Below are 20,418 nucleotides of genomic sequence, written 5' to 3'. Positions count from 1 at the left end.
TTGAGGCTTTTCGTACACATCTGACACAGGAGTCAGGTAAGGCCACCCGCATGAACGTCCAGGTTCTCTTCCACGACAGCTGCTTTGACGGGGCCGCGAGCGCGGCGGTCTTCACCCGCTTCTATCGCGAGCGCGTGCGCCCGGATGCCCGCTTCAGCTACCGCGGGTTGTCGCACCAGGCGGGGGGCGCGCCCATCGATCCGGCCGTCTTCACCGGGGACGAGAACGTCATCGTCGACTTCCGCTACAGCCAGGATCCGCGGCTCACCTGGTGGTTCGACCACCACGTCTCCGCCTTCCAGCAGCCGGGGGACGAGGCCCATTTCCGCGCCGACACCAGCGGGCACAAGTTCCACGACGCGCATCGCAAGAGCTGCACCGTCTACCTGGCGGACGTGGCGCGCGAGCGCTTCGGGTGGGACGCCTCGCCCATGGCGGAGCTGCTGCACTGGGCGGAGATCATCGACGGCGCGCTCTTCCCCAACCCGGAGATGGCGGTGGCGCTGGAGGAGCCCGCCCTGCGCATCATGACGGTGCTCGAGGCCAACAAGGACCCCGCGCTCATCCCCCAGGTCATCGAGCGGATGCAGACCGACTCGCTGGCGTCCCTCGCCGCCTCGCCGCTCATCGCCACCCCGCTCGCGCCGCTGCTCGAGCGCCACCGCCGCCACATTGACCTGGTGCGCGCCAAGGCCCGCTACGAGAAGGGCGTCGTCTCCTTCGACCTGGCGGACGAGGGCGTGGACAGCCTCAACAAGTTCATCGCCTACGCCCTCTACCCCGAGGCCCGTTACACCCTCTGGGTGGGGCAGGGCCCCTCGCGCGCCAAGGTGTCGCTCGGCTCCAACCCGTGGCGTCCCCAGGAGCGGCGGCACGACCTGGCCGCCATCGCCTCACGCTACGGCGGCGGCGGTCACCCCGTGGTGTCCGCCATCAGCTTCAAGCCTGGCGAGCTGGCGCGCGCCCGAGCCGCCTATTTGGAAATCCTGTCCGAGCTGTCCGGTTAGTCCCGAGACGCTACATTTTGCGGACCTCGCAAACTTTGCGAGCTTTCAGGCCGCAACACATGCGGTGAGCTCCACTGGACACTTGTTGTTTCAAGGAGTTGGCAGACGGCCCGCCACTTGCTTGGCGTCCTGGCTGTGAACCGCCAGCTCCCACTTTTCCAGTCCGACCATAAGCCAGCGCTTCGGGCTGATCCAACGAGCCTCGAGAGAGCGAGCCGCCGGGCGGTGGCTTGCCCGAGAATGGACGTGCTCCGGTTTTCCTGTGAGCCTCCCTTCGCGGTGGGCCGGTTTGCGTCGACTCCGGACGTTGAGGGATCCTCTCCGCTCCAGGGGCGCGACGCGCGGCGGGACGGCTTCCTTCCAGGACGGTGTGGACCCCGTAACATTCAGTAACCTGAGAATTATTTGCCTTTTCTGTAAACCGGAGTAATCTGTTCTTCGCCATAGAGTCGCCAGAATGAGCAACCACGCGAATCCAGCAAGGCACGAGCAGCGAGAGAAGGGCTTCACGCTCATCGAGGTGCTGATCGTGTTGGCCATCCTGGGCGTGCTGACGGGGATGGCGGTGGTGACGTTCGACGCCGTGGGGAAGCGCGGGGCGCTGCAGAACGCCTCCTTCGATTTCCAGGGCGCGATGATGTCGGCGCGCACGCGGGCGGTGTCGCGCGGCTATCCGGTGTGGGTGCTGCTCTATCCGACGGCCAACCGCGAGGGGCTGACGGGCGGCATGGGCGCGTTCAGCGTGGTGGAGGATCGCAACAGCACGTACGTGCGCAATCCCCTCAAGCTCTACACGCTGCCGCTCAAGACGAACGTGGTGGGCGAGACGGGCACCGTGTCGGCGGTCTACTTCCTCGAGGACTACAGCAAGAGGGTGCGCTTCGAGACGCTGACGCCTGGGAAGGTGGGCCTGTTTGGCGCGCCCTTCCAGTCGCTGGCGGCACAGACGTGCAGCTTCTGCTCGGGCGCTTCCCACCCGGCAGGGGCCATCGGCTTCTTCCCGGATGGAACCGCGCGCTTCGTCGATGGTGACGGCATCTACGCCTCCATCACCAATCAGTCCTTGTCCCTCCGCAGCATGGAGGGCCGTACCCAACAGCTGTTCGCCATCTCTGGCCCCTCTGGCTACATGGCGGTTTACAGCCCGGACAAGCTCTAGCCTGGAGGTCCTGCCGTGGACTCTATTTCCCGCCGCCTCGTCCGCCGCAACCGTGCCGCCCAGCGCGGCGTGTCGCTCATCGAGGGGATGACCGCCTCCGTGGTTCTGCTCATCGGCCTGGTGGGCATCTTCCAGGGCCTCCTGGTGGCCAGCCGGCAGAACATCATGGCCAACCAGGCCACCCGCGCCTCGGGCATCGCCTCGCAGGTGCGTGTGTCGCTGGACACCCTGGGCTGGGCGCGAGTGATTGGCACGGCGGCGCGCCCCGGTCTGCTCAGCGGCGAGGGGTGTGATGCGAACGAAGAGGTGCGGGCGCTCGCCGGGGGCCTGGAGTCGCTGGAGCCCACCGAGGACGATGCCTGGCGGGTGAGCTGCATCTTCGACCTGGATGCCTACGAGAAGGCGGCGCAGCCCGCTGATCGCCTGCTGTCCAGCTATGCAGCCGACGACATGACGCACTACCGGCGCGTCCTGGTGGTCATCGACAAGGAGGACGAGGCCACGGGCGTGACCATCAACCAGGTGACGGTCGTGGTATCGTGGATGGAGCTGGGCAAGCGCCGTTTCGTGCGTCAGTACTTCGGGTTCTACGACTCGGGCCCGTTCGGCAACGAAACCTACGTCGAGATCTGAGCTGCCCATATGGCCCCTTCGAGAAACCCTCAGGCCCTCGCGCCGCGCGGCTTCACGCTGCTCGAGCTGCTGGTGGGCACGGCGACGACGACGATCATCCTCGCCGCGGTAGCCGTGTCCTTCGTGGGCATCCAGGGCTCCTACCAGACGGAGTCGCGCATCAAGGTGGCGGTGGAGGGACTGCGGACGGCGAGCGGCTTCATCGAGCAGCGGGTGCGCATGGCCGGCTACGGCATCGATCCGCGCTTCGCGTTCGACTTCAACGCCACGGCGATTCCGGGGCAGGCCAAGGCCAACCACACCCTCGTGTTTGCCAAAGGCATACCCAAGTCCGTCACCGATGATCTGGCCTTCCGCTACCGGGATGCAGCGTATCTGCGCCGAGGGCGCTACATGGGCTCGGGCGGCCTGGTGCTGGAGTCGGGCACGTTCGGGGTGGATCTCTCCAAGGGCCAGCGCATCATCGTCTCGTGCAACAACGGCAAGAAGTACCTGGTGCTGAAGGTCACGACTGCCGGGGTGTCCAAGGGCGTGGGGGCGTCCTCCAGCTTCACGGTGGACCCGGCGCTGTCCTCCATCCCCCAGGACGACACCTGCCTGTCGAAGACGGGGGCGCTGGACGCGCCCTACATCATGCTGCTGCACGAGGTGCGCCTGCGCATCGTGGACCTGGGCGGCCGTCCGTTCCTCATGGCCTTCCAGGGCCTGGATGAGCTGAACATGGACACCGCTGTCCCGCTGGCCGCGGACGTGGAGTCCTTCCAGGTGGCCTACATCATGAACCGGCCTCCCCTGGATGGGCCCAACGCGACGATCGCGGCGGTGGACGCCAACTCCTCGGCGCCCAACTGGGTGCTGGGGGACGTGAACAGCGCGGACAAGGACCGCTTCCCGGAGCCGAGGGATCCGCTCAAGCCGGAGCCCCGCTACAGCGACCCCTATGATGCTCCCGTCCGCTTCTCGCGGCACCCGGCCAACATTCGGGCGGTGCGCGTGAGCATCTCGCTGCGCTCGGCGACCCCGGAGGCCAACGGGCGCCGCGCCTTCTCCCGCGGGGACCTCGAGGACTCGGGGGAGACCACGGCCGCGGATGGCTTCTACCGGACCAACATGACCACCACCGTGCGCGTGCCCAACCTGCTGTCGCGCTCCAGTTTCAACCCGCCGGTGGGAGACGAGACCCCCGGCTCCAACGTGTGGGGAGGCTGACCATCATGCACCTCAAGAAGAGGGCCCCCCGCGGCAACGCCCTGATGTTGACCCTCATCGCCGTCTCCGTGTTGATGGTGCTGGTGGGGGGCGCCATCCAGTTCACCAACTACAACCGCGAGGCCACGGCCGAGAAGTTGCGGGGTGATCGTGTGGGCGCATGCGCGGACGCGGCGCGCCGCCACCTGCTGTCGCGCCTGAAGCTGTTCCGCGCCACCAGTGAGCTGCAGATCCTCGATACGACGTTCATCGATGATCCGGATCCAAGCGCTCGCTCGCAGATGATGACGGGCCACTACGGCGGCGAGGCCGAGAGCACGGTGGTGGCCGTCAACGCGGTGTCCATGGGCGAGGCGTCGAAGCAGGCCCGCGACATCGCCAACACCGTGACCGACTCTGGCGGCACCCTGGGCGGCAAGTACTACCGCGTGGTGGTCAAGTGCCACGAGAGCGCGGGCCGCGAGTCCGAAGTCGAATTCCTTTTCCGTTACGGCCTGTGAGGAAAGGCGCCATGTTCCGCAAGTTGACGCTCAGCCTCGTTGCCATCCTCGTGGTGCTGCTCCGGGCGGACACCGCGTCCGCCATTGATCAGGCGGCCTGCTGCCTGCCCACCACGTCCCGTCTGGACGCCCTGATGAACCCGACCCGGGGCAGCGACGAGAAGTTCTTCTCGCGCCCGGGTGGGCCTCCCAACATCCTCTTCATCATTGACACCTCCGGCTCGATGCACTCGTGGCCGAAGACCTGGCCCACCACCAAGGGCTGCTCGGACTCGTTCCTCAACGGGCTGGGGTACGCCAGCGCCGAGGCGTACCCGCGCCTGTGGACGGGCCTCAACAGCCAGTCCGACGCCTGGTTCGCCACCAACAGCTATTACGAGGCGCCGTCGGAAGGGTATGGCGTCATCTTCGGCAACGCTCCGGACAACACCCAGACCTGGACGAGCGTGAGCAATGCGTGCTCGTCCATCTCGGGCATCGGCTCCTCGGACCGGAGCACCTGCCAGAGCTGCCTCGATACCAAGGGCTACTACATCCACAACAGCAGCACGCGGCGGGTGAAGGGCAACTTCCTCAACTTCTACGCGCCGCGTGACTCGGGTGCCGTCAAGGTGATGGCGGACGTCATCCGCGACCTGCGCGAGGTGCGCTTCGGCGTGCTGGGCTTCCAGACCCGCGCCGCCAAGACGTGCTGGGGCAAGAAGTCCGGCACCAACAACCAGTGCCTCTGCATCCAGCAGCCCATGGGCCCCACCTGCGCCAAGTCCTACCCCCTGGACAACAGCTCGGTGGAGAACAACCGCAACTCCGTCCTCAACGACCTCACCAACGTCAACGACAACAACAGCAACGGCCTGGGCTGGGATGGCTGCAACACCCCGCTCGCGGACGCGCTCTACTCGGCGGGCTACTACTTCCAGTCCAAGGGAGCCCCCACGCCCTTCAGCACCTACCTGGGCACTCACCCGACGAGCGCCAACTTCAGCGCGGCGGATGGGGTGTGCTTCGAGTGCGGCTTCAACGCCGTCATCCTGCTGACGGACGGCGAGCCCTACGACGAGGGCAAGGTGGTCAACCTCCCGGACGCCATCAAGAACGACACCACGCCCTGCGAGGACTGCTCCCCCAGCCACCTGCACAAGGTGGCCAAGATGATGTGGGAGAAGGATCTGCGCTTCGACATGGACGGCCAGCAGCGCGTGGCCACGTACACCATCGGTTTCTCCGAGGACGTGGAGGACAGCAAGCTGCTGCAGGAGACGGCGCGGCTGGGCGGCGGCAAGTTCTTCCCGGCCCGCAGCACCAGCGAGCTCAAGCGCGTGATGCTCACCATCCTGGATGACATCAACACGCGCAACACCGCCTTCTCCTCGGCGGCCGTCAACACGCTGCAGACGCAGAGCGTGTCGGCCACGGCCATCATCCCGCGCATGATGCCCGCCAAGAATGGCTCCTGGTCGGGCCGGCTCTACCGCTACGAGCAGTTCAACGAGTTCGTCGAGGACCAGGACAAGAACGCGGACGGCGATCGCGCTGACACCTTCCTGGTGGACAAGTCGGGGACGATGGTCGCCGAGGACAACTCGAGCGAGTACCGCAAGGTGCTGTCCACCAGCGGCGGCCCTGGCGGCGCGCCCGTCTACGGTGGTGCGGCCGAGCCCTTCTGGGAGGCGAACGCGAAGCTGCAGGCGCTCGGCCACAAGGGCCGGAAGATCTGGACGGTGACGGACAACAACGGCGGAGGGTCGAAGGACGGGTTGATGACCGAGAAGGACTCGGTCGTCGAGTTCAAGCTCACCAACATGAGCCAGCTGCGCCAGTACCTGGCCGTGAGCGGCTCGCCCCTGTGTCCCACGGGCGTGCTCACCACCTACAAGCCGGGCCTCATCCTCGAGAAGATGCAGATGGCGGGCACGCTGGGGCTCGCGCAGGCCGTGACCCTGATGACGGCCCAGGGCCTGGTGGGCGTTCCGGCCAATCCGACGACCCAGGACGCGTATGACCTGCTGTGCTCGGCGCTCGTCATGCAGTACGTGCGCGGGCAGGACCTGTTCGACGAGAACGGCGATGGCAAGCGCGACGACACCCGGCCGTCCGTGCTGGGCGACATCTTCCACTCGTCCCCGGTGGTGGTGGATCCCCCGGTGGACAAGTTCCTGTGCGACATCGGCGTGAGCAACCAGTGCGTGAGCACGCTCTTCGCCACCCAGAACAAGACCGGCGTGCCGTCCACTGAGATGGTCACCTACACGCAGGCCGCGTCCTGCAACGTCGCTACGCCGACGGTGCGCGATGCCTATGACGCCTGGCACTTCATCAACCGCAAGCGCGAGCGCCTCATCCTGGTGGGCGCCAACGACGGCATGCTGCACGCCTTCAGCGACGGCCAGGGCCAGGAGGACTCGAAGTGTGAGGTGACGTACTCCAGCACCGCGGCGGGTGGAGGCACGGAGCGGTGGGCCTTCATCCCGGCGGATCTGCTGTCGCGGCTGCAGGACATGCTGCAGGGCCACGCCTACTACATCGACGGCGACATCATGGTCCGCGACATCTGGTCGGACGAGAACAACGACGGCAAGAAGCAGATGAACGAGTACCACACGGTGGCCGTGGTGGCCGAGGGCCGGGGTGGTACGCACTACTTCGCGCTGGAGATTCAGTGGGATGGCGCCAGCACCCTGGCGACGAGCGCGAAGACGCAGCCCAGCTTCCGCTGGATGTTCCCGCAGCCGTGCACGGACGAGGCCCTGCGTTTCGGCAAGACGCTGATGAGCCTGAGCCCCAAGCCGCCGCCCATTGGCCCGGTGCTGCTCCAGTCCTCCAGTGGCCTGGCGCGGCACGAGGACAAGAGCGTGCTGAGCGTGGAGCGCTGGGTGGCGGTGCTGTCGGGTGGTTGGTCTCCCGCCAACGAGAAGGGGCGCGGCATCTACATGGTGGACGTGTGGAACGGCACCGTGCCGGACCGCCGCGACAACCTGCTGTGGAAGTGGGAGTACTCGGAGTCCTTCAGCGGTACCTCGGATCCGCGCAAGGACATGACGTACGGCTTCGCGGCGCCCGTGGCCCTGGCGGACTACGGCTCCAACACGAAGGTGCGCTTCGACGGCTTCTTCGACACCGCGGTGGTGGGCGACCTGGGCGGACAGCTCTGGACGCTGCGCTTCCACGAGGCGGGTGTGCGGGATGGCACCACGAAGCTCATCGGCAACTGGAGCGGTGCGCGTGCCTTCGTCATGGACCGCGCGGGGGTGAACGGAGGAAATGATCAGAGCGTCCGCAGCCGTGCGCCCTTCCACTACCTGACGTCCCTGGCGATGCAGCCGGAGAACCGGGCCCTGCGCGCCTTCGTCGGCTCGGGCAACCGCTACCAGCTGCTCGACAACGGCGCCGGCATCTGCCGCTTCGACAACCCGCAGGCCTGCTCCAAGCTGGGGTGCGGCTCGACGCTGTCCACCTACAAGCTGACGCGCAACGACACGGACTACCAGCGGTTGAGCAACGAGTGGGTGGACCGTGCCTTCAAGGCGGGTCGCTACACCGCCTTCTCCTCCGCGACGACGAGCTCCACCAACTTCTGCGGCTCGGTGGGCGACACGGACATGATCAAGGCCGAGTACGAGTACCGCCAGGCCAACTCGTGCCCCAAGCCCACCGGCGGTGGAACGGTCAGCTACGAGTTCGCCCGCACCAAGGTGCAGTGCGGACAGGATGCGTCGGGCGTGTTCGACTGCCGGGTGAGCGATCCGGGCAACACGCTGAACATGAACGACCTGGACCTGAGCGCGTCCTCCACCCCGAGCTCGCTCGGCAAGAACCGCTTCTACGGCATCTGGGCGTACGGCGGCGTCCCCGAGCGCATGTTCGACGAGAACGGGTCGGGCAGCTCGAAGAACAAGGCCGCGGACTACGACTCGCGGCGGCTGACCGATACCGGCGGCAGCGCGACCTCGGGCGACCTCACCGACGTGACGAACGTGAAGTGTGATGGCCTGGGCAACTGCTCGTGCGAGACGGGCAAGACGTGCTCGCCGAAGGTGCTGGCGAATGCGGACAGCTACGGCTGGTTCTACGAGTACGAGGGCCTGCCCCACAAGACGGCCAGCGGCGCGGCGGTGCTCTCCAGCTGCACGCTGTGGAACTCCATGTACCCTGGCTCGTCCTCCAGCGGCGCGTGCGCCAGTGCGAGCAGCAACCAGGCGCGCCTCTTCCAGGCGGACTTCGTCACGGGTGCCCCCAACTGCGCGGCGGGCTTCCTCGACGGCAACGCCTATGTGCGCTACCAGAACCGCTCCGTGCTGGCGCCTCCTCCCGAGCCGGCCATGAGCATCCAGGTGTCGAAGACGGGCCAGGTGGTCTACGGCGTCAACTTCTTCGAGCCCGGCAAGGGACAGGCCACCGGGGTTCAGATTTCCTCCGACAGGGACGTGCTGCAGTACATCTACGAGCTGCCCATCTCGCGCTCGCTGCACACGTGCCGGCACGACAGCAAGAACGGTGGGCAGAGCGCGTGCATCCCCTCGGAGATGTAGGCCAGGGTTGAGCGTCTCTCTGGGGCCCGTCCTCGCCGCGCGGCGATGGCGGGCCCCGCCGTTTTGCGGGGGAGGGGAGGCCGTGGAGGGCGAGCGAGCAGGCGGCAGATACCTTCCCGAGGTGAGGGCGATGCCGTAGCCTGCGGCTCCCCATGTCCCGGCGCGGTCCGTTCGCCCTCTGTTTCCTTCTCCTCGGTGCCTGCCAGTGGACGTGCTCCACGTCCGCTCCCGCCGTTCCCGACGCGGGCACGCCCGCGGTTGCCTCGGCACCGGCGCCCGCGCCCGTCGCCCCCGTGCCCGAGCCCCTTCCTCCCTGCCGGGCCCGGGGAACCTCTCCGCTCAGCGCGGCGTTGGACTACCTCGACAGCGGCAAGTACCCGGAGGCCCTCTCCTGCGCGGCCCAGGCCTCGGCCCTGGAGCCGGACTCCGCTGCTGCCCATTCGGCGCGGGGTGAGGCGCTGGCCGCCCTCCAACGCACGGCGGAGGCCCAGTTGGCCTACGCTCGGGCGCTGGCCCTTGATCCGGGCCAGCCGGACGCGCTGCTCGGCGCGGCGCACCTCTTCGCCGTGCAGCTGCCCTCCAGCCGCGAGCACGACGAGCTGGGTGCCCTCTATGCCGAGCGCGGGCTCTCCCAAGCCGACATGGCGCCGGAGCTGCTGCCCCGCTTCGCCCTGGTGGCCGCCATGGCGCTCAATGACCTGGGGCAGGCCGCCGAGGCCCTCCAGCGCGCTCAGATTGTCCTGGCGCGCGAGCCGGACAACCACGAGGCCGCCTACGAGAAGGCCCTGGCCCTCTTCGAGCTGTGCCGCTTCGCCGAGGCCCGAGCCGCCTTTGCCTCCCTGGTAGGTGATTCGCAGCGAGGGGCGCACGCGCACTACCACCTTGGGTTGTTGCTGGAGCGCGAGGGGAAGTGGAAGCAGGCGCAGGTGCACTTCGACAAGGCACGGGTGCTGTCGCCGGAGGACTTCCCCACGCCCCCCATGCCCACCGAGGCCGAGTTCCGTGAGGAGGTGGCCCGCGCGGTGTCGGCCCTCCCCGAGGACATGCGGAAGGACTTGACTGGGGTGCCGGTGCGCGCCGAGGAGCTGCCCGCGGAAGAGGACCTGCTCTCCGGCGAGCCGCCCCTGTCTCCGGCCATCCTCGGCCTCTTCCGGGGCCCGCCGCTGGGCGAGCCTTGCGACGGCTCGGAGACGCCCTGTCGCTCGGTGGCCCTCTACCGCCTCAACCTTGCCCGGGCGGTGCGCACCCGGGATGAGCTGCGGGAGCAGATAAAAGTGACGTTACTCCACGAAGTGGGGCACCTTCGGGGCGAGGACGATCTGGAACTGGCCGCCCGCGGCCTGGAGTGACACGAGACATGGTTCGCCCATCCCCCCCCACCGCCCGCGTGAGCCTCAAGGGGGCCAAAGCCCTTCGCCGGGGCCACCCCTGGCTGTACCGCACCGAGCTGCTGGAGCCGCCCCAGACCCAGGAGCGCGGCGCCGTGGTGTCGGTGGTGGATCCGCAGGGTAACCCCGTAGGCCAGGCCTTCTACGCGCAGCGCTCGCCGCTGGCACTGAGGCTGCTGACGCGCAAGGGTCCTTCCGAGGAGAAGGTGGACGAGGCCTTCCTGCGCCACCGCCTGGAGCTGTCGCTCGCCCGGCGCGCGCTGCTGCGCCAGCGGGACGGCCTGCGCCTGGTGCACGGCGAGGCGGACCTGCTGCCCGGCCTCTTCGTGGACCGCTACGGCGCGGGCCTGTCACTGCAGACGCTCTCCGAGGGCATGGACGTGCGCAAGGAGTGGGTGGCGCGCACGCTGGCCGAGCTCACCGGGGCCACCCATGTGGTGTGTCGCGACGATGCCTCGGGCCGCGACTTCGAGGGCCTCTCTCGCGAGGTGAAGCTGCTGCACGGTGAGGGCGAGGCCCGCTTCAGCTACCACGAGGGGGAGAACCTCTTCGAGGTGGACCTGCTGGGCGACATGAAGACGGGCGCCTTCCTGGACCAGGTGGACAACCACGTGCGCGCGGGCGAGCTGGCCCGAGGCGAGGGGTTGGACCTCTTCAGCTACCATGGGGGCTTCGCGCTGGCGCTCAGCCGCACCTGCGACTCGGTGCTGGCGGTGGAGCAGGACCCGAAGGCCTCCGAGAGGGCCCGGGCGAACGCCGCGCGCAACGGTCGCACCAATGTCACGGTGGAGAACGCCAACGCCTTCGACGTGCTGCGCCGCTTCTCCGAGTCCGGCCGCCGCTTCGACACGGTGGTGGTGGATCCACCGGGGCTGGCCAAGCGGCGCGAGGGCCTGGCCACCGCGCTGCGCGCCTACCACGAGCTCAACCTGCGCGCCCTCAAGTGCCTGCGCCCCGAGGGCCTGCTCGTCACGTGCTCGTGCTCCGGCAAGCTGACGCGCGAGGCCTTCGAGGAGATGGTGCTCTCGGCCGCCGCGGACGCGAAGCGGCCGGTGCAGATTCTGGAGCGCCGAGGCGCGGGGTTGGACCACCCGGTGCTCGGTGGCCTGCCGGAGACCGAGTACCTCAAGGCGTTCTTCGTCCGCGTCCTGCTGTAGGCCAGGGGAGGGTCCGGGGGGGGCCCGGGTCAGATGCCCATCTCCTCGCGCAGCCGCTTCACCTGCTTGAAGTACTCGGTGCGGGGGAAGGGGACGTTGAGGATGTAGAAGTCCTTCTTGGAGAGGCCCACGCTGCCGAAGCAGTAGTTGCTGTCGGACATGTTGCGGCACAGCACCAGGTAGGCGCTGGTGGTGCAGTTCTCGCTCTGCACGCAGTAGGCGCAGTTGTGGCACTGCTTGCAGTCCACGCAGTGCGAGCAGTTGTTGCACAGCTCGCAGCGGGTGCAGTGGGTGCACTGGTAGCAGCTGTCGCAGTCCTTGCAGAACATGCAGTTGGCGCACCGCTCACAGCCCTCGCACGCATAGGAGCCGGGGTTGCCCGGGTCCGCCGTGTACAGCTTGGCGAGCCGCTGGTACTGCTCGAGGAACTCTCGCTTGCCCATGCCGGCCACCTGCTGGCGCGCCTGGGCCTCCTGCTCGAGCGTCTCCGGTACATTCACCCGCGACCCTCTGTCCTTCACCACAGAAGCTCCTTTCATTGGCGGTCCGTGCCGCCGGGGGCCTGGTGCAACTGCGCCAGCCCCTCGAGGTCGATGTCTCGTGCCACCCGGCGCACCTCCACGGTGCCCGGGAATCCGCGGCTGCTCACCGCCACCACGTACCGGTTGCCCACCAGCAGGCTCGCCTCGGCCTGTCCGGTCGAGGCGTCGTAGCGTACGAAGCCCACCGCCTCCTTGTCCTTCCAGAAGATGGGGGCGGTGGGATCATTCGTGGCCCGGCTCCGGCCCTCCTCGGCCGCGGCGCGGATGGCCTGCCCCAGCTTCTTGCCCAGAGAGGTGTCCACGATGCGCACCTTCACTTCCCGATCCTCACCGTGGGTGAAGCTGCGCTCGGCCTCGCTGACGGACACGTCGCCGTACCGGCCGGTGGAGCCTGCCTCCTGCGAGCGCTCCAGACCTTCCAGTTTTTCCGGAAGGAAGGCCTGCAAGTCCTCGAAATGAGCGCAGGGGAAGGTCGCCAGGGTGTTCGCGGCCGTGCTGTCCGCGTCTCCCGGTGTCTTTTTTCCACCATCGGTGCAGGCGGTGCCCGCGACGAGCGCGAGGAGAATGAGCGGTCGGAGAAAAGAATAGTCGCGCACGGGAGAATCAAAGGGTATCCCCGGGCCGCGCGCAATGGACCTCTCGAAGCTCAACCCCCCGCAGCGCGAAGCCGTGCTCACCACCGAGGGCCCCCTCCTGGTGCTGGCGGGCGCAGGCAGCGGTAAGACTCGCGTCATCACCAACCGGATCGTCCACCTGCTCGACAAGCGGCCAGGTGGGCTGCTGGCCCGCAACATCCTGGCCGTGACCTTCACCAACAAGGCCGCCACGGAGATGAAGGAGCGGCTGGTGCACATGGCGGGCCCCCGGGCCCAGAACGTGCTGGTGTGCACCTTCCATGCCTTCGGCGCCGAGATGCTCCGCGAGGACATCTACCGGCTGGGCTGGCCCAAGAAGTTCACCATCGCGGACCAGGGAGATCAGGCGGCCATCATCAAGCGGGCCATGCGCGAGCGGCGCATCGACGACCGTACCTTCGATGCCCGCAAGGTGCTCACCCTCATCTCCAAGGCGAAGAACGCCGGCAAGACGCCCGAGCCGTTGGGGGAGGGGATGGGGGACGACTACGATCTCATCGCCCACATGGTCTACGAGGCCTACCAGCTCGCGCTCAAGGCGCAGGGCTCGGTGGACTTCGATGACCTGCTCATCCTCCCCTCGAGGCTGCTGCGCGAGCACGAGGACCTGCGGCAGAAGTACACCCAGCGCTTCCGCTACCTGCTGGTGGACGAGTTCCAGGACACCAACCAGGCCCAGATCGATCTGTTGACGCTGCTGGCCAGCGGCGAGACGCGCAACGTGTGCGTGGTGGGGGACGACGACCAGTGCATCTACAGCTGGCGCGGCGCCGAGGTGCGCAACATCCTGAGCTTCGACAAGTACTTCGCCGGGGCCAAGGAGGTGCGGCTGGAGCAGAACTACCGCTCCACGCAGGTGGTGCTGGACGCGGCCAACGCGGTGATCGCCAAGAACCCCGAGCGCAAGGCCAAGAAGATGTGGTCCGATCGCAAGGGCGGCACGCGCATCAAGGTGGTGACGGCCCCCACCGAGGAGGACGAGGCCCGGTACGTGGCCACGGAGATCTCCCGGCTGCTGGCCGAAGGGATTCCGGCGGATGAAATCTCCATCCTCTACCGCGTCAACGGCCAGTCGCGTCCCATCGAGGAGGCGCTGCGCGAGAAGAGCATCCGCTACGAGGTGGTGTCGGGCAGCGAGTTCTTCGATCGGCGCGAGGTAAAGGACGTCATCGCCTACTTCAAGCTGATCGCCAACCCGCGGGACGAGACGGCGCTGCTGCGCATCATCAATGTCCCTGCGCGTGGCATCGGCGACGTCACCATGGAGCGGCTGGTGGCGCACGCGCGGCGCGACAGCGTGACGCTCTGGGGTGCCATGGAGCGCGCCGATCGCTACGAGGACCTGCCCAAGGGCGCCGCCGAGAAGGTGAAGGACTTCCTCCAGCTCGTCGAGCGCTACCGGCAGAGCTACGAGCAGGGCCACCTGGCGGCGACGACGCGCAAGCTGCTGGAGGAGATCGGCTACAAGGACGACGCGAAGTCGCTCACCACCTCGCAGGCCAGCGCGGACCGGAAGCTCAAGTCCATCGACCACGTCATCAACTCCCTGGAATCCTTCGAGAAGCGCGAAGGGCCCAAGGCCAGCCTGCTCACCTACCTCAACCGGCTCAGCCTCGACACCCGCCAGGAAGAGGAGGAGGTGCCCGGGGCGCACAAGGCCGTCACGATGATGACCCTCCACGCCTCCAAGGGTCTGGAGTACCGGGTGGTCTTCTTCATCGGGATGGAGGAGGAGCTGATGCCCCACAAGGGCATGCAGGGCGAGGCCCAGAACCTCGAGGAGGAGCGCCGGCTCTGCTACGTGGGCATCACCCGGGCCAAGGAGCTCCTCTACCTCACCCGATCCGCCATGCGGGTGAAGCGGGGCAAGGAGGTGCCGCGCACTCCCTCGCGCTTCCTGGAGGACATCCCCCCGGAGCTGGTGGAGGTCATGGACCTTGACGCACCGCGCAAAGGCCCTCCCACCGATCAGGAGAAGAACTTCTTCGCCAACCTCAAGGAGCGTTTCAAGGCTCCGGGGGCAAGCGGGGGAGCGACCCCTGGGTCCAAACCGACCGTGGCTGGCCCGACACCCGGGGCGCCCGCCGCTACCGGAACCACAGGTGGGGCACGGTGAACGCAGTGCGACCTTGACTTGCCCCCCGCCCCCCTCTAAGACGGTCGGCCTTTCCGGGCCGGCTTGGAAGTTTACGAGCGGGACCCGTGGTTGCTACGGCTACAGGCGCTTCAGGCGCCAACCATGCTTTTGGAGTTCAAACAATGTCGCAGAGGACCTACAGCGCGAAGCCGGCGGATATCAAGCGCGAGTGGCACATCATCGACCTGAACGGCAAGGTGTTGGGCCGCGCGGCGAGCCAGATCGCCACGCTGCTCAAGGGCAAGCACAAGCCCATGTACACCCCGTCCATCGACACGGGTGACCACGTCATCGTCATCAACGCCGACAAGGTGAAGGTGACGGGGACGAAGGAGCAGGACAAGATGTACTACCGGCACACGCTCGCCGGTTTCCCGGGTGGTCTGAAGAGCACCAACCTGGCCAAGCTGCGCGCCCGGCACCCCGAGGACATCATCCTCAACGCCGTGCGCCGCATGCTGCCGCGCAACGCCCTGGGCCGTCAGATGATGACCAAGCTCAAGGTGTACGCCGGTGACACCCACCCGCACGCCGCCCAGAAGCCCGCGACGCGCGAGGTCGAGGCGTAAGCGCTGTCCTTCCTTCCCCACTTTCCGCACCCTATTTAGAGAAGAGACGACATGGCTACCGCCACCGAGAAGGGTTTCTATGGCACCGGCCGCCGCAAGGAGGCCACCGCGCGCGTGTGGATCCGCCCGGGCACTGGTGTTGTGATTGTCAACGGCCGCGACATCAACGTGTACTTCGGCCGCGAGACGTCGAAGATGATTCTGAACCAGCCGCTGGACGTGCTGGAGCAGAAGGGCAAGATCGACATCGAGGTCAACGTGCGCGGCGGCGGTCTGAGCGGCCAGGCCGGCGCCATCCGCCACGGCCTGTCCCGTGCGCTGTGCAACTACAACCCCGACTTCCGCCCCGCGCTGAAGAAGGCCGGCTTCCTCACCCGTGATGCCCGCGCCGTCGAGCGCAAGAAGTACGGCCAGCCGGGCGCGCGTCGCCGGTTCCAGTTCTCCAAGCGCTAATCCGCTCTCACGCGGAATCGCTGGAGTACTCACACGGCGGGGGTTCCTTCGGGAGCCTCCGCCGTGGTGCTTTGCGGGCCAGGGCAGGCGAGCGCGCCCCGTCCATGGCCCCCCTCGTCGGATCTGTTTGGCGTGCTACCATCCGGAGCATTCATGGAACTCAACGAGATCCTCCAGATTGCGCTCCGCGGCGGCGCCTCCGACATCCACCTCAAGGCGGGCCTGCCGCCCATGTTCCGTGTCGACGGTTCGCTCGTACCGCTGAAGGACGGCAAGCGCCTGCCACCCGAGGAGGTGGCGCGCATGGTCTTCGGCATCATGAACGAGTTCCAGAAGGAGAAGTTCAAGCAGAGCAACGAGGTGGACCTGGCCTACGGCGTCCCCGGGCTGGGCCGCTTCCGCGTCAACGTCTTCCAGCAGCGCGGCACCATTGGCGCGGTGATGCGCGTCATCCCCACCAAGGTGATGGCCATCAAGGAGCTGATGCTGCCGCCCATCCTGGAGAAGATCTGCCTGGACGAGCGCGGCCTCATCCTCGTCACCGGTACGACGGGCTCGGGTAAGTCCACCACGCTCGCGGCGATGATCGATCACATCAACGCCACCGAGACGAACCACATCATGACGATCGAGGATCCGATCGAGTTCCTCATCCGGGACAAGCGCTCCATCGTGAACCAGCGCGAGGTGGGCGTGGACACGATGTCGTTTGCCCAGGCGCTCAAGAGCGCGCTGCGGCAGGATCCAGACGTCATCCTCGTGGGCGAAATGCGTGACCACGAGACCATCGAGACGGCGCTCGCGGCGGCGGAGACGGGCCACCTGGTGATGTCCACGCTGCACACGCTGGACGCCACGGAGACCGTCAACCGCATCGTCTCGGCCTTCCCGCCGTACCAGCAGAAGCAGGTGCGCATCCAGCTCGCGAGCGTGCTCAAGGCGGTGGTGAGCCAGCGTCTGATTCCGCGCGCGGATGGCAAGGGCCGCGTGGCCGCGGTGGAGGTGCTGCGCTGCACCGCCCGCGTGAAGGAGCTCATCGAGGACAAGGACCGGACGAAGGAGATTCCGGACGCCATCTCCCAGGGTTTCGACACCTACGGGATGCAGACCTTCGATCAGTCGCTGATGTCGCTGGTGAAGCAGGGGCTCGTCACCTACGAGGAGGCCCATCGGCAGGCCACCAACCCGGACGACTTCGCGCTGCGCTTCTCCGGCATCAGCGCCACTTCGGACTCGAAGTGGGACAACTTCGACGGTGGAGGCACCAAGCCGGTGCCGGGCTCGGCCAGCTTTGGCCAGCAGAACCAGCAGCAGCCGGCAGCGACGCCGGCCCGTGCGGCGCCAGCTCCTGCCGTGGCCCGTCCGGGGGCTCCATCCTCCGTGCCTCGTCCGGGGGTGCCCGCCGCTGGCGTTCCTACTCCGCCGTCTCGCGCGGGAGTCCCGGCGGTTGGTGCGGCCCGTCCCGCGGCTCCGGCGCCTGCTCCCGCGGCTCCGAAGGCTCCCGCGGCCGACGACGACTTCCAGATCGAGCGCTTCTGAGGAGCACCATTCCCCTCTCCCTCTGGGAGAGGGTTAGGGTGAGGGTGTTGCCCCGCGAGCATCCGCGTCATACCGCGAGGCGCCGTAGACCCTCACCCCGTCCCTCTCCCAGAGGGAGAGGGTTGAACCCGATTCACGCCTCCTCGTCCCCGAGCTGTGAGCGCAGGCGCGAGAGCCGCTGGGTTCCGATAAGGCCCTCCTTGGCCAGCACCTGGAGGAAGTCCACGGTGGCGCGCAGCCCTGCCTCCATCTCGGCCTCGGGCTTGTCGGCGATCTCGGACTCGTAGAGCGCCTCCATGTGCTCGGGGTTGATGGGGGTGGGCCCCTCGCCCCAGGCGATGTTCACCAGGGCCCGGGAGATGTGCGCGCGGACAGTCCGCTCCGAGTCGTCCTTGGCGCCCTTCTCGAAGCCGAGGATGAGGGCATCCACCTGCTCGCGGGTGAGGGCGGCCAAGGCGGGTACCTCGCCGAGCGTCTCCTGGACGTAGGAGCTGTCGAAGGACTCCACCTCCTCCTCGTAGCCGAAGGCTTCCTCCAGCAGGATGGAGGCGATGAAGGCATCCGTCTCATCCTCGCTGGCGCCCTCGGACTCGAGGGACTTCCGGGCCTGCTGGGTGGCGTCCTTGAGGGCGGGGTCCTCGGCGATGGCGCGCGTGGCGGCGTAGGCGGCCAGGAAGACGACCGCCGCCTCTGCGTCCGAGGAGAGGTGGCGCTTGCCTTTGCCTCCCACCAGCTCGTTGCGCTTGTCGGGGTGGGCGGCGGCGGTTTGGGCGAAGAGCCTCTCCTCGGGCTCGAGCAGCTCTCCGTTCTTCTCCTTCTCGAGAGTCTCACGGGCGGCTTCGGGGCTGAGGTAGCGGGCAATCAGGGGGTGCATGCCGCGCCTGTTACCACATGCTAGAGAGCAGGCGATGGACTCCGAGGAAGCCACCCCCGAGGAAGTCAAACGTGCGACGGACGCGTGCCTGCGACTGTTGGCCGCGCGAGCCCGCAGCCGGCACGAGCTGCTGACGGCACTCGAGCGCAAGGGCTTCTCCGAGCCGGTGCGCAAGGCGGCGCTGGAGCAGGTGGCGGGCTGGGGGTACCTGGATGACGAGCGTTTCGCTCAGGAGCGGGCGGCGGTGTTGCTGCAGAAGGGCAAGTATGGCCCCCAGGATGTAGAGCAGCGGCTCCAGGCGCATGGGCTGAGTCGCGAGGCGGCGAGCGAAGCGGTGGCCAATGCCCGTGAGACAGTGGAGTTCGATGCGGAGGCCACCGCGCGTCAGGTGCTGGAGCGGCGGGGGCTGCTCGGCCGGAAGCTGGGGCCCAAGGAGCATGCCCGGGCCGGCCGTCTCCTGTTCAGCCGGGGCTTCTCCGAGGACGTCATCCATCGGGTACTCGGTGACGCGACGCTGGAACCTTCGGGTCCGGAAGATTAGCTTGCTTCCCTACCCATGCGTTTCCTTCGAGCTGTCTGCCTGACTGCCCTCCTGTGTACCGCCGCCGGCTGCGCGGCCCTCTCCTCCGGCCAGGCCGGGGATCCGGACTTCGGCGCGGATGCCGCCTCCAACCTCCAATTGGGCGACGAGGCCCTGGATCGGAAGGACTTCCTTCAGGCCGAGCGGTACTACGAGCACGTCCGGACCAAGTACCCCTACCTCGAGGTGGCCAACGAGGCTGAGCTGAAGCTGGCGGACCTCGCCTTTGCCCAGGAGGCGTACCCGGAGGCACGCGAGAAGTTCCAGTCCTTCATCAAGCTCCACCCCACTCACGCCAAGGTGGACTACGCCGCGTACCGGGCGGCGCTCACCCACTTCGCGGACATCCCCGCGGACCTCTTCATCCTGCCTCCCTCGACGGAGAAGGATCAGACCGAGGTGAAGGCGGCGCTGGTGTCCCTCAACGACTTCGTCCGCCAGTACCCCAACTCCCAGTACGTCCCCGAGGCGAAGGAGAAGCTCGAGCAGACGCGCCTGAAGCTGGCCGAGCACGAGCTGTACGTGGCCTCCTTCTACGCCAAGCGCGAGCGCTGGAAGGCCGTGGTGCAGCGGTTGGAGGGGCTGTTGACGAGCTACCCGGGCACCTCGCTCGAGGAGGAGGCCCTCTTCGAGCTCCATGAGGCCTACGTGAAGCTCAACGACGCGGAGAAGGCCCGGCAGACGCTGCAGAGGGTCATCGAGCGCCTGCCGGGGACTCCCGCCGCCGAGCGGGCCCGGCGGATGATGGGCTCGTGAGGAGCTCCGAGGACTGGAGCCGGCTGGGCGGGGTACTCATCATCGTGCTGGCCTCTTCAGCCGCCATGGTGGTGCTCGTCCCCCGTCTGTTGGGAGTGGCCGCGGGGCCCGAGGCGGAGATCATCACCTTCCTGAAGGGCACCGAGCGGGAGGGGTTGTCCATGACCCTGCCCGGGGTGGAGGCGCCGCTCGAGTCCCGGAAGCACCACTTCGCGCGCATCACCGTCAACGTGGAGCCCGGAGGGGAGCGGGCCGTGGCCTGGGCGACCCTGGACTTCGATGGCCAGCTGGGCCGCACGGAGATCAGCTCCCTGGGAGTGGAGCGGGTGCCTTTCGTTCTTCGAGGGCGGGAGTGGGTGCCAGAGGATCTGGCGGCGCCCCGGCTGGCGGCGGTGGTGAGGGCGCTGGAGTTGCGGCGCCGGGCGCTGGAGGCGGGAAACCGCGAGGCGCTGGCGGGCCTCTTGGCACCGGGCCTGGAGTCCACCACGGGGGGAGGGGAGGCGGAGCTGGCGCGGGTGCTGGAGCTCCAGAGGCGCCGCTACCGGGCGGAGCGATGGCTCCTGCGGCTCGAGCGGGACGAGGCGGTGGCCAGCGAGGAGTGGCGATTGGAGGGACAGCTGCCTTCAAGGCCTGTGGACGAGAAGGGCCAGCGCCGATTCTCGCTGATTCGCAACAGAGAGGAATTCTTGTTTTCGTCCAGTCTCATGTAGGCTAGGCGCCGTTCTCAGCAGGGCTCAGCTGGGGTGGGACG

General features: G+C 67.6%; 18 protein-coding genes. 15 read left to right on the top strand and 3 right to left on the bottom strand.

The features are described from left to right. Positions 1-50 precede the first annotated feature (50 nt). The 8 genes from OV287_RS39690 (at position 51) to OV287_RS39655 (ending at position 11,582) form a co-directional block, all read left to right on the top strand. Positions 51-1,007 carry a DHH family phosphoesterase gene (locus OV287_RS39690; protein WP_267539239.1) on the top strand — a complete coding sequence of 319 codons (957 nt, stop codon included), beginning with the start codon at positions 51-53 and terminating at the stop codon, positions 1,005-1,007. Between the two features lie 457 nt (positions 1,008-1,464). Beyond that, positions 1,465-2,166: a pilus assembly FimT family protein gene (locus OV287_RS39685; RefSeq protein ID WP_267539238.1), complete on the top strand. Its 702-nt coding sequence runs from the start codon at positions 1,465-1,467 to the stop codon at positions 2,164-2,166. 15 nt (positions 2,167-2,181) lie between these two features. Beyond that, entirely contained in the window at positions 2,182-2,799 is a 618-nt protein-coding gene (locus tag OV287_RS39680) for a type IV pilus modification PilV family protein (RefSeq protein ID WP_267539237.1), read from the top strand. Positions 2,800-2,808: 9 nt separating this feature from the next. Continuing rightward, positions 2,809-4,008: a PilW family protein gene (locus tag OV287_RS39675; RefSeq protein ID WP_267539236.1), complete on the top strand. Its 1,200-nt coding sequence runs from the start codon at positions 2,809-2,811 to the stop codon at positions 4,006-4,008. A 5-nt stretch (positions 4,009-4,013) separates the two neighbouring features. Next, positions 4,014-4,508, top strand: a complete 495-nt coding sequence (locus tag OV287_RS39670) for a hypothetical protein (protein WP_267539235.1) — start codon at positions 4,014-4,016, stop codon at positions 4,506-4,508. 11 nt (positions 4,509-4,519) lie between these two features. Then, positions 4,520-9,037: a pilus assembly protein gene (locus OV287_RS39665; RefSeq protein ID WP_267539234.1), complete on the top strand. Its 4,518-nt coding sequence runs from the start codon at positions 4,520-4,522 to the stop codon at positions 9,035-9,037. 152 nt (positions 9,038-9,189) lie between these two features. Further along, the gene (locus tag OV287_RS39660) at positions 9,190-10,386 is read left to right on the top strand and encodes a metallopeptidase family protein (protein ID WP_267539233.1); all 1,197 of its coding nucleotides are present in this window, start codon (positions 9,190-9,192) and stop codon (positions 10,384-10,386) included. A gap of 8 nt (positions 10,387-10,394) precedes the next feature. Continuing rightward, complete coding sequence (locus OV287_RS39655; protein ID WP_267539232.1) at positions 10,395-11,582, top strand: class I SAM-dependent rRNA methyltransferase; 1,188 nt, start codon at positions 10,395-10,397, stop codon at positions 11,580-11,582. 29 nt (positions 11,583-11,611) lie between these two features. On the opposite strand, the gene OV287_RS39650 is transcribed toward OV287_RS39655, so the two are convergent. Continuing rightward, complete coding sequence (locus OV287_RS39650) at positions 11,612-12,106, bottom strand: caib/baif family protein (protein WP_267542501.1); 495 nt, start codon at positions 12,104-12,106, stop codon at positions 11,612-11,614. 11 nt (positions 12,107-12,117) lie between these two features. Then, a complete protein-coding gene (locus OV287_RS39645; RefSeq protein WP_267539231.1) occupies positions 12,118-12,720 on the bottom strand; it encodes a hypothetical protein in 603 nt (200 codons plus the stop codon). A 34-nt stretch (positions 12,721-12,754) separates the two neighbouring features. Here OV287_RS39645 and OV287_RS39640 point away from each other — a divergent pair, with 34 nt between their 5' ends. The 4 genes from OV287_RS39640 to OV287_RS39625 all read left to right on the top strand — a co-directional run bounded on the left by OV287_RS39640 (position 12,755) and on the right by OV287_RS39625 (position 17,457). Next, positions 12,755-14,875: an ATP-dependent helicase gene (locus OV287_RS39640; protein WP_267539230.1), complete on the top strand. Its 2,121-nt coding sequence runs from the start codon at positions 12,755-12,757 to the stop codon at positions 14,873-14,875. 143 nt (positions 14,876-15,018) lie between these two features. Further along, positions 15,019-15,465, top strand: coding sequence for a 50S ribosomal protein L13 (rplM, locus tag OV287_RS39635; protein ID WP_267539229.1), 447 nt, complete (start codon positions 15,019-15,021; stop codon positions 15,463-15,465). Positions 15,466-15,516: 51 nt separating this feature from the next. Then, entirely contained in the window at positions 15,517-15,918 is a 402-nt protein-coding gene (rpsI, locus tag OV287_RS39630) for a 30S ribosomal protein S9 (RefSeq protein WP_203406787.1), read from the top strand. Positions 15,919-16,071: 153 nt separating this feature from the next. Continuing rightward, the gene (locus tag OV287_RS39625) at positions 16,072-17,457 is read left to right on the top strand and encodes a type IV pilus twitching motility protein PilT (protein WP_267539228.1); all 1,386 of its coding nucleotides are present in this window, start codon (positions 16,072-16,074) and stop codon (positions 17,455-17,457) included. Positions 17,458-17,590: 133 nt separating this feature from the next. Here OV287_RS39625 and OV287_RS39620 read toward each other — a convergent pair whose 3' ends face one another. Next, positions 17,591-18,331 carry a hypothetical protein gene (locus OV287_RS39620; protein ID WP_267539227.1) on the bottom strand — a complete coding sequence of 247 codons (741 nt, stop codon included), beginning with the start codon at positions 18,329-18,331 and terminating at the stop codon, positions 17,591-17,593. A gap of 34 nt (positions 18,332-18,365) precedes the next feature. On the opposite strand from OV287_RS39620, the gene OV287_RS39615 reads away from it, so the two are divergent. Genes OV287_RS39615 through OV287_RS39605 form a run of 3 tightly spaced genes read left to right on the top strand, consistent with a single transcriptional unit; the run spans position 18,366 to position 20,377 of the window. Beyond that, positions 18,366-18,872: a regulatory protein RecX gene (locus OV287_RS39615; RefSeq protein ID WP_267539226.1), complete on the top strand. Its 507-nt coding sequence runs from the start codon at positions 18,366-18,368 to the stop codon at positions 18,870-18,872. A gap of 15 nt (positions 18,873-18,887) precedes the next feature. Further along, positions 18,888-19,667 carry an outer membrane protein assembly factor BamD gene (locus OV287_RS39610; RefSeq protein ID WP_267539225.1) on the top strand — a complete coding sequence of 260 codons (780 nt, stop codon included), beginning with the start codon at positions 18,888-18,890 and terminating at the stop codon, positions 19,665-19,667. After that, a complete protein-coding gene (locus OV287_RS39605; protein ID WP_267539224.1) occupies positions 19,664-20,377 on the top strand; it encodes a hypothetical protein in 714 nt (237 codons plus the stop codon). The genes OV287_RS39610 and OV287_RS39605 overlap by 4 nt, the downstream gene beginning before the upstream one ends. The last annotated feature ends 41 nt before the right edge of the window (positions 20,378-20,418 follow it).

Source organism: Archangium lansingense (assembly GCF_026626635.1).
GTDB lineage: Bacteria > Myxococcota > Myxococcia > Myxococcales > Myxococcaceae > Archangium > Archangium lansingense.
The sequence above is the reverse complement of the archived record's forward strand: the minus strand, read 5'-3'. Positions and strand labels throughout refer to the sequence as shown.